This window comes from Pseudomonas palleroniana, from assembly GCF_003031675.1.
In the GTDB taxonomy this organism is placed as follows: domain Bacteria; phylum Pseudomonadota; class Gammaproteobacteria; order Pseudomonadales; family Pseudomonadaceae; genus Aquipseudomonas; species Aquipseudomonas palleroniana.
This window is the reverse complement of sequence record NZ_PYWX01000061.1, coordinates 1-14,084: the sequence shown is the minus strand read 5'-3', so window position 1 is coordinate 14,084 and position 14,084 is coordinate 1. Positions and strand designations below refer to the sequence as shown.

The following is a 14,084-nucleotide window of genomic DNA, read 5'->3' as shown; positions in this document are numbered from 1 at the left end:
GATGTTTTTAGACTGACGTACGGATCAACGTTGGTTCGTTGTTATTTCTTACCCTTCCCTGGAGGTGATTCATGTTTGGAATTGGCCATGGTCTGAATGTGTTTGTCAGTCACGCTGCGCCGTTTGTAGCCGCGCAAAAGTCCAAGACGGCGTCGAACCCTGTTCCGCCCGGAACGGAGTACGCCACGGTTCAGCAACTGGGCGAGCAAATGGGCAGGCTCGGGGCGTTCACTGCGGCAGATTTGGTCGGTTACCTGCAAGCGCGTATCCGCACGCTGGACCCTGCGTTGAACTCGGTGATTGAGCTAAACCCCAAGGCCCTGGAAGCGGCCCGCGAGCTGGACCGCGAACGCGCCAGCGGCAAGGTGCGGGGGCCGTTGCATGGCATTCCCATCCTGGTCAAGGACACCGTGGAAGTTGAAGGCATGCAAGCCAGTGCAGGGGCATGGGGACTTGTCGGAGCTCCCGTCAGCAAGAGCGCCCCCATCGTTCAGCGCCTGATCGAGCAGGGCGCGGTGATTCTGGGGACCACCAACCTGACTGAAATGGCGGGTTTCCGTGGCGGCCCCGATGGTTACAGCAGCCGCGGCGGCCAAACCCGCAACCCGCATGGTGCGGACGCGGACGTGGGCGGCTCCAGCTCCGGCTCGGCTGCGGCGGTCGCGGCTGGGCTGGCCCCCCTGGCAGTGGGGACCGAGACCAACGGTTCGATCATCGTGCCGGCGGCGCTCAATGGTGTGGTTGGCCTCAAGCCCAGCGTCGGTTTGTTGAATCGCGAGGGGATCATGCCTGCCAGCCGGCGGCAGGACACGCCGGGGCCGATGACCCGTTCGGTTTTGGATGCCGCGCTGATGCTCAACGCCATGACCAACGACCCCCAGGCTCCTGCCGGAGCGCAGGCTGTCGATTACACCCGACAACTGGTGCCAGGCGCCTTGCTCGGCAAGCGTATCGGTTACCCCACGACGTTTTCGGACGGCGCTACAACCCTGCCGGTGGTTAACAGCGAACAGTTCAACCAGACACTGGAAGTACTGCGCAAACAAGGTGCGATTCTGGTTCCGATCAACATGCGCCTGGCCGATGCTTCACGCTACGACGAACTGCTGTTCGGCGATGTGAAGGAAGAATTGAACGGCTATTTGGCCAAGCGAGAGGGACTGCCGGTCAAGTCGCTCAAAGAGCTGATCAGATTCAACGATGCGCGTGAGGGGATACAGGCCGATCACCAACCTGTTCTCAAAGAGATCGACGCATCCACCCTCACACCGGAACAAAGCCAGGCAGCCTGGGATGAGCTTCTGCGGGATTTTCGCGGTACGGTGGATGAGCCCATCAAAGAGCATAATCTGGATGCCATCGTGTCGGATTTCGACAGCAACAGCTACTTTGGCGTTGCAGCTGCTGGCTACCCGGGAATCACGGTCCCCTCGGGCGCGACCGAGGACGGCCTGCCTGGCAGCGCCTACTTTTTCGGCACCGCCGGTTCCGAAGCTCAACTGCTGGCCGTGGCGTATGGCTATGAGCAGGCTTCCCAGGCCGCCATCAAGCCGAAGCTTTCGGCCCCGCATGCACTTGCCAACTCGTAGCGTGCTGCCGGGCTGTGGTGTGACAGCCTAGGGCCCAGGACCAGGCGCGCACGTTCGCAGGCGTGCTGGTTTTTGCCTCAATGATGCGCCGGGCAGTTGCAACTTAAGGTTTGGCGTATCGACGGTCAGACTCAGTGCCGAGGAAAGAACACCATGGCCTACAGAATTCACATCCTCGGCGCTGCGGGTGCCGGCACCACGACCCTGGGCAAGGCCATGGCCGAACGTCTGGGGGTTGCCTACTTCGATTCGGATTTCTTCTATTGGCAGCAAACCCCCGACCCTTTTACCGTTGCCCGGCCCCGGGATGAACGCATCCGCCTGCTGCAAGAGCAGACGGCGGGCCTGCACAGCTGGGTGCTGTCAGGTTCGCTGTGCGGTTGGGGCGACCCGATGCTCCCGCAGTTCACGCACGTGGTGTTCCTGCGTCTGGACGCCGAAACCCGCCTGCATCGATTGCGCCTGCGAGAAGTGCAACGCTACGGCGATGAAGTGCTGGAGGGCGGCAACCGCCACGCCAACAGTCTCGCCTTCCTCGCCCTGGCCGCCCGTTACGACGACGGCAACCACAGCCTACGCAGCCTGCGTCGGCATGAGACCTGGTTGAAGGCGCTGAGCTGCCCGGTGATCCGGTTGGATGTCAGGCACCATTCGGTTGAGACGTTGGTGGGGCAATTGCTTGAAAGGTTGCGTGAAACCAGTGCTCAAGCAAATAGCACTTCAATTCGACCCTGAACACGCGACGCGGGAGCGGTGCTGATGACAATTTGCACATCGCGCCCTAGCAGCGACAAGCATTCCAACATCTTGGCCTCACTGATGCCTCGGAATTTTCCACGAAGCATTTCCGACACTTTGGGTTGTGACAACCCGAGAATCACTGAAGCCTGGGTTTGAGTGAGATTACGTGCCTTGAGGATCTCGCCGATTTTGGCTGCGAGCTGCGCCTTGACCTGCATTTCGGCAGCGTTGGGCTGACCAATATCCTCATAGACATTGCCGCTGCTTTCTTCGATCTCAATGGTTTCGTGATGCTTGTGCATGATCCTGCGCCGCCTTGAGTCGCTGTTTGATCAGTTGTATGTCGTGCTGCGGGGTTGCAATGCCTTTTGTGGATTTTTTCTGAAAACAATGGAGGACATAAACAGCGGAGCCAAACCGAACGGTGTACACCCCTCGATAAGTGTTGCCGTCGAAATCCTCGACGATCTCCAGTACTGCGTTACCTCCAAATCCTTTCAATGCTTTTGTTTGTGAATGCCTTCCACCTTCTTGAGCAAGATGCAGTGCAAAACCGAAAATGTCTTGAACTGAACCCGGCATCAACTGAAGGTCTTTTTTGCTGGCGCCCACCCACAGCAGTGGCTTCCATGAGCTCATGAGAGGTTATACCTAAATAGGGATAAGTGGCAGTGCAGGTAAAAAATTTACTCTGCTGTCTCATGAACGACCTGGAGCGTCGGCTGAGGCGTACCGCCCCGCACACTCATCCCCCAACCCGGCGCAAACCCCGGGAAGAACACCAACCCTTCGGCCTCCAGGCGAAACGCCAATGCCAGGCGGGTGTCATCACCCACGTCGCCCTGGCTTTCAAACTGTTGAAGCGCCTGCACCGTCACACCTGCCAGGCGGGCCAGTTGTTCCTGGCTCCAGCCCAGCATGGCGCGAGCCTGCACGCTGTGCTTGGGGGTGAATTGGTGCAGGACGATCTGCTGTTCTACGAAAGAGCTCATTGCCAGAGAGGACATGGGGTTTCTCCAGATTCGACGGGGGAAGGCAAACTATACTGTGTTTTTGTACAGTTGTTTTGACCGCTCATCAACTGGATGCTGGATAACCCACTATTCCACCCCCGGCGCCTGCCGAATGATCAGGTGATCCAGGTTTTCAATATTCGCGCTGAACACCCCGAACGTCTGTTCGGGGTTCTTCTTGCTGGGCACCTGTTTGAGCGTCGGCGTCACCCCGTAGAAGAAGCAATACAACGCCTGCTCACTGTCCACTGCTGCCTTGATCTGCTCCAGGAACGCTTTGCGCTTGCGGTAGTTCTCGATGAGTTTTTTACTCAGGTAAACGTTGACCGAGTAGGGCTTCTTGTCGAGCCACACTTTCTTTTCGAAGTCGATGCGAAAGCTGCTGGTGTAGTCCTTGATCGCCTTGATCCTGCCCCAGTAGATCAGGCCCTTGTTGTCTTGCAGGTATTCGATTTTCTTGAAAAACGTCCAGTAGGTTGCCGTGTGATCGCCGATCTTCAACGGCATGCGCTTGAGCTTGTCCTTGTCGTCGATATTCGACACATAACATTCCACCGGATGGGCGAAGACGCTGGTTTTGTCCGGTGCGGCATCGGTGGTGCCGACGAGCGCACCGGGCCGGGTTGGCGATGGCTGTGTTGAGTCTTGCGCAAGGTTTCCCTCAGTGCCCGCCAGCGGTTTCTTGCGTTCGTACTGACGCCGCGTCAGTACAAACTCCGATGGGAAGTTGTCCTCTCGCTCGTCGTCGTGTTCACCCGTCGCTGGCTTGTGGGTGCTGGCATAGCGGCAGCCGTCGATATGCCGGGTGCTGGTCTTGTTCTTGAAGTGCGGTGTGCGCTGATAATTGACGTTTTTGGCGTTGAAGGTACTCAGCGCATTCCCCGTGTCGAATGCCCCACGGCATTCATCGTTGGGGCACAGGAAGCGGTCCTTGTCGGAGTCGAAGTCAGCGGTTTCGTCGAAATTCAGGTCTCGTACATCGTAGATCGACAGCTTGTCATCGAGACTCAGGCTGTAGGCCGTGTCGAATTTCATGGGGCTCGGGTCCGTGAGATGTTTCGCTATTAATAGCGGGATCCAGCACAAATATCAGCAAGAACCTGCTACCCGTCGCCCACTCAAGAAGCACAAGGTGCCCCCGATCGCAGTCAGTGCGCCGAGGGCATAGAACATGCTGGTAGGGGCGGCGTTGATCAATAAATACCCACAGATGACCGGGCTCATTGCCCCGCCGAACGCGGCCAGGTTTTGCGCACCGTAGTAACTGCCGCGCAGCGCATCGGGGGCGATGGTATCGATAAACAGAAATTCCGACGGGTAGATGATCATCTCGCCCAAGGTGAACACAAACATCGCCAGGCACCAGGTGAGCAGGCTGTCTGCCAGGCTGAAACCAACCAGCCCGACGATGAACAGCAAGGTGCCCAGCACGATCCAGTAGCGCAGTTGTTCGCGTTTGAGAAAGCGGCCGATCTGGTACTGCATCAGAATCACGGTGATAGCGTTGCAGGCCAGCACCGCAGACAGAATCTTCAACGCGTCGGCAGGCTTGTAGGCCACCAGCAGAAATTGCGACAGATACAACGTATAGCGCCCGTGGACAATGGTGCTCAACAAGCTACCGCCGGTGAACAGGATCAGCGTGCGGTCGCTGCGCAACGTGCGCAGGGTCGTGAGAAAACTCAAGGGCTTGTTGCTGTCATCCTGTTGCGTCGGCGGGATGCCGATCATCAGGAACAGGCTGCCAAACGCAATGGCACTGGCGATCAAAAAGGGCGCCAGTTGCATGTGACCGGCAATCACCACACCAAGCATCGGGCCTGTGGCGTAGCCAACGTTGGTCAAGGTGTAGCGCAGCGAAAATACCTTGGCGCGCTCCGCCACCGGCAGGTTCTCGCTGATGATGGCTTTGGAGCCGATCAGGAACAGCGCCGACGCCGCCTCGGTGATCACAAGTGTCAAGGTGGTGAGGTAGAGATTGCTGGCGAAGGTCAGCAAAAGAAAACCGATGGAGCTGGACAGCATGGCCAGGATCAACAGCTTGCGCTTTTCCAGGCGGTCGATGATGTAGCCGCCGTACAGGCCGAGCAAGGTGGCGGTAAACACGGCAATGCCCATCAGCAGGCCGATGTCTTGCTGGTTGAGGCCCAGCCGGGTGCTCAACAGCAGCGCCAGCAACGGGCTGGTCATGGCACGGCTGACCACGATGGTCACCGAGCAAATCATCAGGCGGCGGATTACCAAAGAGTAGGTGGGCACGGTGGGGCGAGCGTCCTTGTTATTGCTTTGAGACAACACCGGTCGAATGGGAAAACAGACCGCCTGTGGGAGCGAGCAAGCCGCTCCCACAGTCAGGCCGAGTTACTGGCCGGCGTTGATGCTGATTTTTTCTACTGCACCTTGCTCCAGGTCCCACTTCTTCAGGATCTTGCCGTAGGTCCCGTCATCGATCATGCCCTGCAGCGCTGCACTGATCGCGCTGACCAGCTCGGTATTGCTCTTCTCGATGCCCAGCCCGGTGAACTGCTTGGAAATCGCCAGCCCCACCGGCTTGTATTTACCTTTATCCAACGACATCAGATAAGGAATCGTCTCGCTGCCCTGCATGGCCGCATCCAGGCGGTTCTGCTGCAATTGCGCCCGTGCATCCGCCGAGCCTTCGGTGCCGATCACCACGATTGCCGGCTTACCCGCCGCTTCGCAGTTTTGCTTGCTCCACGCGGCAATTTCCGACGGCCAGGTGGTACGGCGGCTGGTGCCGACTTTTTTACCGCACAGGTCAGTCAATTCCTTGAGGTCTTCACGCTTGGCCAGGGTGTACAGCTGCGGGCCGCTGGTGAAGTAGTCGATAAAGGTAACTGACTTCTGGCGTTCGGCGGTATCGCTCATGCCCGACAGCACGATGTCCACGCGTTTGGTGGTCAGGCCGCTGAGCATTTGCTCGAAGGCGGTTTCCTGCCATTTGATCTTCACGCCCAGGCGTTCGCCCAGGGCGTTGCCCAGGTCAAAGTCCAGGCCGGTGATCTTGTTGGTGGCCGGGTCCTTGAAATCCATTGGCGGGTAGTTCGGCACGATGGCCGCGCTGATCTCGCCTTTCTCCTTGATTGCCGCCGGCAATGCCGCGAAAACTGCAGTGGAGGCCATCAGGCCCGCGAGCAAGGTGGGGATAAACAATTTTTTCATGGAGGCGTTCTCGTTAGTTTTCTAGTTAAGTGCGAACGGCAGAAATAAAGCTTTGGGTACGCGGGTTTTGTGGGCTTATTAGAATGTCTTCGGGGCTGCCGGCTTCCACAATCTGGCCGGCGTCCATAAACACCATGCGGTTGGAGACTTCGCGGGCAAAGCCCAACTCATGGGTGACCACGATCATGGTCATGCCGGTGGTCGCCAGGTCGCGCATCACCGACAGCACTTCACCGACCAACTCCGGGTCGAGAGCTGATGTGGGCTCATCAAACAACATCAGCTTGGGGCGCATCGCCAGCGCACGGGCAATCGCCACACGCTGTTGCTGACCGCCGGATAACTCCACCGGGTAGGCATTGCGTTTGTCCGCCAGGCCCACGCGCGCGAGTAACTCCAGCGCATCTTCGGTGGCTTCCTTGGGCGAACGCTTGAGGACCTGGCACGGGCCTTCGATGATGTTCTGTAGCACGGTCATATGCGGGAACAAATTGAAGCGCTGGAACACCATGCCCGTCGCCAGGCGTTGGCGGGCGATCTGCGCTTCATTCATCTCATGCAGCTTGTTGCCGACCACGCGGTAACCGACTAGCTCGCCGTCGACCCACAGGCCGCCCTTGTCGATTTTTTCCAGCTGGTTGACGCAGCGCAGCAGGGTACTTTTACCCGAGCCCGATGGGCCGATGATGCACATGACCTCGCCTTGCTCGACCTCGATGTTGATGTCACGCAGCGCGTGATACTCGTCGTAATACTTGTTCAGGTTGACGGCCTTGACGATGCTTCTCATGGGGCAAATCTCCTCAACCAGGCTTACGAACGCTTGCCGGCGCCGCGGGCAAAACGACGCTCGAGGCGGCTTTGACCAAATGAAAGAACAGTCACCACCGCCAGGTACCAGATGCCGGCCACCATCAGCAGCTCCATGACCCGCGCGTTGGCGTAGTAGATGTTTTGCGCGTTGTGCAGCAGCTCCGAGTATTGGATGACGCTGGCCAGGCTGGTCATTTTCACCATGCTGATGAACTCGTTGCCTACAGGCGGAATGATCACGCGCATGGCCTGCGGCAGAATCACCCTGCGCAGGGCCTGCAAGCTCGGCATGCCGATGGACTTGGCCGCTTCGTACTGGCCCGTGTCGACCGACAGCAAACCGGCACGCACCACCTCGGCGGTATAGGCCCCCTGGTTGATGCTGAGGCCGAGCAGGGCGGCCACAAAGGGCGTCATCAGGTCGACGGTGTCGATGCTGAACAGGCCGGGAATCGCGATCACCGGGAAAATCAACGCCAGGTTGAACCACAGCAGCAGTTGCAGAATCAGCGGCGTACCCCGGAACAGCCAGGTGTAAGTGATGGCCACGTAGCGCAGGATCGGGTTGGCCGACATGCGCATGATCGCCGTGATGACCCCGATCACCACGCCCAGCGCCATCGCCAGGATCGACATGACGATGGTATTCACCAGGCCCCACAGAATCGCCTCGGACGTGAGGAACTGGCCGATGTAGGACCATTCGATCTGGCCATTGGCGAAGGCGCGTAACAACGCGACCAACACGATCACGATCAAGGTGGCAAAAAACATCCGCCCGTAATAGCGACGCGGCACGTGCTCGTACTGCGTGATATCAAACTGGTTTTCGGACAACTTGCGCTCGGCTTCCAAGCGCTCTGCCGGGGTTTGGTTCATGGTGTTACTCCAAAACTAACAACGCTCTAACGGCTGTACTCGGTCCAGATGATGAAACCCTGATCGTTCCCACGCTCTGCGTGGGAATGCATCCTGTGACGCTCCGCGTCACCCTTGCGCATGAACGGGACGCAGAGCGTCCGGGGCGGCATTCCCACGCAGAGCGTGGGAACGATCGTCAACGATCGTCACAGGTCTGAGTTAAATTCGAAATCCGGTGTAGCTGTCAGCCCATTTTTGTTGAGCGGCCAACGATACCTTCAAGCGCTCAATCTGCTCTTTAACCCGTTCCGGCGCCGTCCCGCCCCACCCATTGCGCGCCGCAATCGCCGCTTCCAGTGTCAGGCAGTCGCGCACCTGCGGCGTCAACCGCGCATCCACCTCAGCCAGCAGCGCCGGCGAGGCTTCCCACAACTCAATCTCATGCTTCTCACAGGCTTGTACCAACGCGCCGGTAATCTCATGCGCCTCCTTGAACGGCACACCCCGCGTGGCCAACCAATCCGCCACCTCCGTCGCCAGGGTGAAACCCATCGGCGCCTGCCGCCGCAGCTCTTGCACCTGCACCTGCATGGTCGCGACCATACCGGCCAGCGCCGGCAGCACCAGCAGCAGGGTGTCGACGCTGTCGAGCACACTGTGTTTGTCTTCACTCAAATCGCGGTTGTAGGACAGCGGCAAGGATTTGAGCGTCGACATCAACCCGGTCAGGTTGCCAATCAATCGCCCGGCCTTGCCCCGCGCCAATTCGGCAATGTCCGGGTTCTTTTTCTGCGGCATGATCGAGCTGCCAGTGGCGTAGGCATCATCCAAGACCACCCAGCGGAACTGGCGCGAAGACCACAGGCAAAACTCCTCCGACAGCCGCGAAATATTCACCCCGAGCATGCCCGCCACAAACAGAAACTCCGCCACATGGTCACGGCTTGCTACGGCGTCGATAGAGTTTTCGCACGGCCCGGTGTAGCCCATTTCCTTGGCCGACTGCTCCGGCTGACGCGCAATCGCCGAACCGGCCATGGCCGCTGCACCGAGGGGCGACAACGCCGTACGCGCATCCCAATCGATCAACCGTTGCACATCGCGCAGCATTGACTGGGCGTGGGCCAACAAGTGATGGGCGAACACAATCGGTTGCGCCTGCTGCAAGTGCGTGAAGCCCGGGCAGATGCTCTCAACATGCTGCTCGGCCTGTTGCACCAGCGCCTGCTGCAAAGCCAGCACTTGAGTGGCGATGGTGCGCACATGGTCGCGCAGGAAAAGGCGCAGATCATTGGCCGTCTGATCGTTACGCGAGCGCCCGGCACGCAGCTTGCCGCCCAGGGCGCCGAGGCGCTCGGTCAGTACGCGTTCGATGAAAGTGTGCACGTCCTCGTCATCCAGGGTTGGATGCAGGTTGCCGGCGGCGAAATCTGCGCCAATGCCGTCCAAGGCTTGCAGGGTGCGCAAGGTTTCCGACTCATCCAGCAAACCGGCGCGCTGCAACTCACGGGCATGGGCACGGGAGCCGGCCAGGTCATAGGGCGTGAGGCGAAAATAGCGCTCAGGGCAACGCGACAACGCGGCCAATGCTGCAGACGGACCGGTCTTGAAACGAGCGCCCCAAAGGCGGTCGGTGGGCTGGGACATGGATGTTCCTCACGCTTGTTTTTAGAAGAGTCGGAGGCAGTAAAAAATAAATTTCAACGGCGTAGAACCGGCGTCTGACGCGCCGTATTCAAGGTTGCCAAGGGCGGATGTTTATGTTCATTATCGCCGCCTGGCTATATTCAAGGATTGGGTTCAAGCCTGTTGAATATGGCACTAGAGGTCAACGCGTATTATGGAAACCCCACTTTCCACTTCTGGAAACCTGCCACCCAAACCCGGCACAAGACCGCCGCTGCAATTGAGCGGGCTGGACTTCAAGTTGCTGCGGGTATTCATGGCTGTGGTCGAGGCCGGCGGTTTCAGCGCCGCGCAAAACGAGCTGAATGTGGGCTTGGCAGCTATCAGCAAACAGATTTCCGACCTGGAAATCCGCATTGGCATGCGCCTGTGCACCCGGGGCAGGGAAGGCTTCGGGCTGACCGAAGAAGGCAAGTTGGTGTATCAAGCTTCCATCGAGTTATTTACCTCGGTCGACAGTTTTCGCGACAAGCTTAGTTCAGCGCAAAATGAACTGATCGGCGACCTTAGTGTGGGCGTTATTGATAACACCGTATCGGACGTTAATTCACCGCTTATTGCAGCCCTGGGCAAATTACATAGTGAGTCGCCCAAGATTCGATTACGCCTGCACGCCTCACAACTGGATGAAGTTGAGCGCGGCGTAGTGGAAGGGCGCCTGGTCGCCGGTATCGTCCCGGTCTACCAACGCCGCGAAGAATTCGATTACTTCCCGCTGTACGAAGAAAAGGCCCACGCCTACTGCGCAACAGGGCATCCACTCTTCAACGCGAGCGATATCACGCCCGAAGTCTTGCGCCAATACGAAGTGGTGAACCATCGGTATGCGATCCATCGCGACAAGGCCAACTTCGTCAACTACGACAGCCAGTCAGCCTCGGCCTCCCAGGTTGAAGCCGTGGCCATCCTGATCCTCACCGGCCGCTTCCTCGGCTTCCTGCCGGAGCACTACGCAACGCCGCTAGTGAGAGAAGGACGCCTGCGCGCACTGTGCCCGGAGCAGGTCCACCTGAGCACGGCATTCAACCTCATCCTGCGCCACAACGCACCGCGCAGCCCCATGGTAAAAGCCTTCGCCACGGCCCTTGGCGTAGACCTGAAAGCTGCGACATAAAATCCTGCCGACCACAATCAACGGGCTGGCAAAGATCAAATGTGGGAGCTGTCGAGCCCCAGCGAGGCTGCGAAGGGATCGACGCGATTTCCCTGTCGAGCCCACGAACCCGTATCGCTTCGACTCCTAGCACCCCATGCTAGTGCGCTAGGCTGGCATTCGTCTGATTTTTGCTATAGAGCTTTGCAATAGAGCACCCTCGAACTATCATTCTTTCCAGTCTTTCCTTACCCAGAGAGGTGTTCTCTATGTCTTCTGGAACCATCTTTACTAACAATCGGACGCAAAATATTCGCATCCCTGCCGACATGCGTTTTCCTGCGGGAGTGAAGACCGTGGAGGTCCGTGCTGTGGGAAGAGAGCTGATCATTTCGCCTGTTGAAAACACTTGGGACAGCTTTTTTCTTGCCAGTGAATCGGTATCTGAAGATTTTATGGAGGAACGTGCCGATCAAACCCAGCAAGAACGAGAGTCCTTTGATGATTAAGTACATGCTTGATACCAACATCGTGATCTACATCATCAAGCGGCGTCCGATCGAGATATTGGAAAAATTCAACGCCAACGTTGGGCGTATGGTGATCTCTTCCATCACCCTCGCTGAGCTGATGCATGGAGCAGAAAAGAGTCAGTTCGTAGAAAAAAATACGCGAGCCGTGGAAGACTTCTCTTCCCGGCTCGACGTCCTTAGCTACGACGACAAGGCCGCTTTTCACTACGGCTCGATACGTTCAGATCTGGAGAAAAAGGGCACGCCTATCGGCGTCAATGACCTACATATTGCCGGGCACGCTAGAAGCTCAGGCTTGGTCTTGGTTACTAACAATGAAGGTGAGTTCACGCGCGTAAATGGCTTGATTGTGGAAAACTGGATAGGCGTCTAGTGCAGACTTCCTGCCAACCCCACACACATCATCGCTGCAACCGATCCCGCTTTTTCTTCTTCGCATGAAAATGCCGAAAATGCGCATCCTGCGCCGCTGCCAACAACTCTCGATCCCCACGCGTATCGCCCCAGGCCCGCAGCCGGTATTCCCCCAGGTCGCCATACACCGCCTCAAGCCGCAGCACCTTGTTCTCACAGCGGCAGTTATTCCCGGTGAGCTTGCCGGTCAATACGCCATCAACTACCTCAAGCTCAGTGCCAATCAACTTGATCCCCAGCCGATTCGCAAACGGCTGCAACACCAGCGCCGGCGACGCCGAACACAGCGTCACCACGGCCCCCGAGTTCACCTCATCGGCCACCGACTGCAAGCCCTTGGGGCGCATCAACTTGTTCCAATAGCGCTGGCAATACGCCTCGGCCTGCTGCTGAACCCACGCCTTCTCCACCCCGGTCATAAAGGTGCGAATCAGCTGTGCCTTCAACTCATCCCGACTGATCTGCCGCACCAAAAAGCGCAGCCCCGGCACCGCCAGCTTGACCATCCGGCCATAGAACTCACCGGGGCCAAAGGCAAACTTGAGGAAGGGCACAAAACTGTCGTGGTGGGTCAGCGTGCCGTCGAAGTCAAAGACGGAGAGTACTTTGGCGTCAGCGGGGCCGGCTTCGAGCATGTCTGGGTTCACGGGTGGCCTCGGTCCTATCTAAATGTTTAAGCGTGCATCAGGTGTGACAGCAGGAGTCTACTCCCGTGCCAATCTTCCGATCTTGGCGTAAAGCCCTTCGGTAAAAGCCTCCCGATCACTCGACCGGTGACAACGCTGATGGCAATTGGGGCACAAGGCTACAGCATTGGTGATGTGATCCGAACCCTTCTGGGCGAGGAGCTTGATGTGATGTACTTCAAGAAATGGCGATTCAACGCCAACTTTGCGTTCACTAGAAATCAAAAAGCCCTGAACGAGTCAGGGCTTTTTGATACTGCCTGGCTTTGGGGGAATCAGTCCCAGCTCAGCGCGCCGCCGGTCTGGTACTCGATCACCCGAGTCTCGAAGAAATTCTTCTCTTTCTTCAAGTCCATGATCTCGCTCATCCACGGGAATGGGTTGGTGGTGCCTGGATACTCTTCCTTAAGACCAATCTGCGACAACCGACGGTTAGCGATGAACTTCAAATAGTCTTCCATCATCGCCGCATTCATTCCCAGTACCCCACGAGGCATGGTGTCGCGAGCGTATTCGATCTCCAGCTGGGTCCCTTGCAGGATCATCTGGGTCGCTTCTTCCTTCATCTCGGCATCCCACAGGTGTGGGTTTTCGATTTTGATCTGGTTGATCACGTCGATACCGAAGTTCAGGTGCATCGACTCGTCGCGCAGGATGTACTGGAACTGCTCGGCGACGCCGGTCATTTTGTTGCGGCGGCCCATGGAGAGGATCTGGGTGAAGCCGCAGTAGAAGAAGATGCCTTCCAGCACGCAGTAGTAGGCGACCAGGTTGCGCAGCAGTTCCTTGTCGGTCTCGACGGTGCCGGTTTCGAACTTCGGATCGGAGATCGAACGGGTGTATTTCAGGCCCCAGGCGGCTTTTTTGGCGACCGATGGGATCTCGTGGTACATGTTGAAGATCTCGCCTTCATCCATGGCCAGCGATTCGATGCAGTACTGGTAGGCGTGGGTGTGGATCGCTTCTTCGAAGGCCTGGCGCAGGATGTACTGGCGGCACTCCGGGTTGGTGATCAGGCGGTACACGGCCAGCACCAGGTTGTTGGCGACCAGCGAGTCGGCGGTGGAGAAGAAGCCGAGGTTGCGCATGACGATGCGGCGTTCGTCGTCGGTCAGGCCCTCGGGGTTTTTCCACAGGGCGATGTCGGCGGTCATGTTGACCTCTTGCGGCATCCAGTGGTTGGCGCAGCCGTCGAGGTATTTCTGCCAGGCCCAGTCGTACTTGAAAGGCACGAGCTGGTTGAGGTCGGCGCGGCAGTTGATCATGCGTTTTTCGTCAACGGCGACGCGGGCGGAGGCGCCTTCGAGTTCGGCGAGGCCTTCGGCGATGTCGAGTTTGTCGAGGGCGGCCTTGGCGCGCACGATGGCGGCGGAGTCACTGGCGGTGACGGCGCGGGCTTCAACCGCGGCGGCAGCGCCGGCGCCGTCGAGGCGGTCCATGTTGGCTTCGGTGGCGTGGCCGGCGTTGGCGCC

The 14,084-nt window shown here is 58.3% G+C and carries 16 protein-coding genes and 1 pseudogene; 5 read left to right on the top strand and 12 right to left on the bottom strand.

The features are described 5' to 3' along the window. Positions 1–71: 71 nt before the first annotated feature. Complete coding sequence (locus C9383_RS19965) at positions 72–1,589, top strand: amidase family protein (protein ID WP_090369027.1); 1,518 nt, start codon at positions 72–74, stop codon at positions 1,587–1,589. 153 nt (positions 1,590–1,742) lie between these two features. Beyond that, a complete protein-coding gene (locus C9383_RS19960; RefSeq protein ID WP_090369030.1) occupies positions 1,743–2,324 on the top strand; it encodes an AAA family ATPase in 582 nt (193 codons plus the stop codon). On the opposite strand, the gene C9383_RS19955 is transcribed toward C9383_RS19960, so the two are convergent. The 9 genes from C9383_RS19955 to argH all read right to left on the bottom strand — a co-directional run bounded on the left by C9383_RS19955 (position 2,294) and on the right by argH (position 9,847). Then, a complete protein-coding gene (locus C9383_RS19955) occupies positions 2,294–2,632 on the bottom strand; it encodes a helix-turn-helix domain-containing protein (RefSeq protein WP_060757237.1) in 339 nt (112 codons plus the stop codon). The two genes, C9383_RS19960 and C9383_RS19955, sit on opposite strands and share 31 nt — an antisense overlap. Further along, on the bottom strand, positions 2,607–2,969 hold the full coding sequence (locus tag C9383_RS19950) for a type II toxin-antitoxin system RelE/ParE family toxin (protein ID WP_081087107.1): 363 nt from the start codon (positions 2,967–2,969) through the stop codon (positions 2,607–2,609). Before C9383_RS19950 ends, C9383_RS19955 begins: the two co-directional genes overlap by 26 nt. Positions 2,970–3,016: 47 nt before the next feature. After that, complete coding sequence (locus C9383_RS19945) at positions 3,017–3,337, bottom strand: helix-turn-helix transcriptional regulator (protein ID WP_060757239.1); 321 nt, start codon at positions 3,335–3,337, stop codon at positions 3,017–3,019. A gap of 93 nt (positions 3,338–3,430) precedes the next feature. Next, positions 3,431–4,378 (bottom strand): hypothetical protein, encoded by a 948-nt coding sequence (locus tag C9383_RS19940; RefSeq protein ID WP_090369032.1) that lies wholly within the window; start codon positions 4,376–4,378, stop codon positions 3,431–3,433. Positions 4,379–4,432: 54 nt separating this feature from the next. Then, entirely contained in the window at positions 4,433–5,602 is a 1,170-nt protein-coding gene (locus tag C9383_RS19935) for an MFS transporter (protein ID WP_090369034.1), read from the bottom strand. Between the two features lie 102 nt (positions 5,603–5,704). After that, positions 5,705–6,526: an ABC transporter substrate-binding protein gene (locus C9383_RS19930; RefSeq protein WP_090369036.1), complete on the bottom strand. Its 822-nt coding sequence runs from the start codon at positions 6,524–6,526 to the stop codon at positions 5,705–5,707. Positions 6,527–6,551: 25 nt separating this feature from the next. Next, a complete protein-coding gene (locus C9383_RS19925) occupies positions 6,552–7,316 on the bottom strand; it encodes an amino acid ABC transporter ATP-binding protein (RefSeq protein ID WP_090369037.1) in 765 nt (254 codons plus the stop codon). A gap of 23 nt (positions 7,317–7,339) precedes the next feature. Continuing rightward, on the bottom strand, positions 7,340–8,218 hold the full coding sequence (locus C9383_RS19920; RefSeq protein WP_060757244.1) for an amino acid ABC transporter permease: 879 nt from the start codon (positions 8,216–8,218) through the stop codon (positions 7,340–7,342). Positions 8,219–8,419: 201 nt separating this feature from the next. Beyond that, positions 8,420–9,847 carry an argininosuccinate lyase gene (gene argH / locus C9383_RS19915; protein WP_090369040.1) on the bottom strand — a complete coding sequence of 476 codons (1,428 nt, stop codon included), beginning with the start codon at positions 9,845–9,847 and terminating at the stop codon, positions 8,420–8,422. Between the two features lie 193 nt (positions 9,848–10,040). Here argH and C9383_RS19910 point away from each other — a divergent pair, with 193 nt between their 5' ends. The 3 genes from C9383_RS19910 to vapC all read left to right on the top strand — a co-directional run bounded on the left by C9383_RS19910 (position 10,041) and on the right by vapC (position 11,885). After that, entirely contained in the window at positions 10,041–11,000 is a 960-nt protein-coding gene (locus tag C9383_RS19910; RefSeq protein WP_090369042.1) for a LysR family transcriptional regulator, read from the top strand. Between the two features lie 248 nt (positions 11,001–11,248). Next, positions 11,249–11,488 (top strand): type II toxin-antitoxin system VapB family antitoxin, encoded by a 240-nt coding sequence (gene vapB / locus C9383_RS19905; RefSeq protein WP_080589294.1) that lies wholly within the window; start codon positions 11,249–11,251, stop codon positions 11,486–11,488. Then, the gene (gene vapC, locus C9383_RS19900; RefSeq protein WP_090369043.1) at positions 11,481–11,885 is read left to right on the top strand and encodes a type II toxin-antitoxin system tRNA(fMet)-specific endonuclease VapC; all 405 of its coding nucleotides are present in this window, start codon (positions 11,481–11,483) and stop codon (positions 11,883–11,885) included. The genes vapB and vapC overlap by 8 nt, the downstream gene beginning before the upstream one ends. 28 nt (positions 11,886–11,913) lie before the next feature. On the opposite strand, the gene C9383_RS19895 is transcribed toward vapC, so the two are convergent. The 3 genes and pseudogenes from C9383_RS19895 to C9383_RS19885 all read right to left on the bottom strand — a co-directional run bounded on the left by C9383_RS19895 (position 11,914) and on the right by C9383_RS19885 (position 14,051). Next, positions 11,914–12,561, bottom strand: a complete 648-nt coding sequence (locus C9383_RS19895) for an HAD-IB family hydrolase (RefSeq protein ID WP_090369045.1) — start codon at positions 12,559–12,561, stop codon at positions 11,914–11,916. A gap of 69 nt (positions 12,562–12,630) precedes the next feature. Continuing rightward, positions 12,631–12,801 (bottom strand): annotated as a pseudogene (locus C9383_RS19890) (HNH endonuclease); the annotation flags it as partial. A gap of 86 nt (positions 12,802–12,887) precedes the next feature. Continuing rightward, positions 12,888–14,051, bottom strand: coding sequence for a ribonucleotide-diphosphate reductase subunit beta (locus tag C9383_RS19885; protein WP_211322901.1), 1,164 nt, complete (start codon positions 14,049–14,051; stop codon positions 12,888–12,890). Positions 14,052–14,084: the final 33 nt, after the last annotated feature.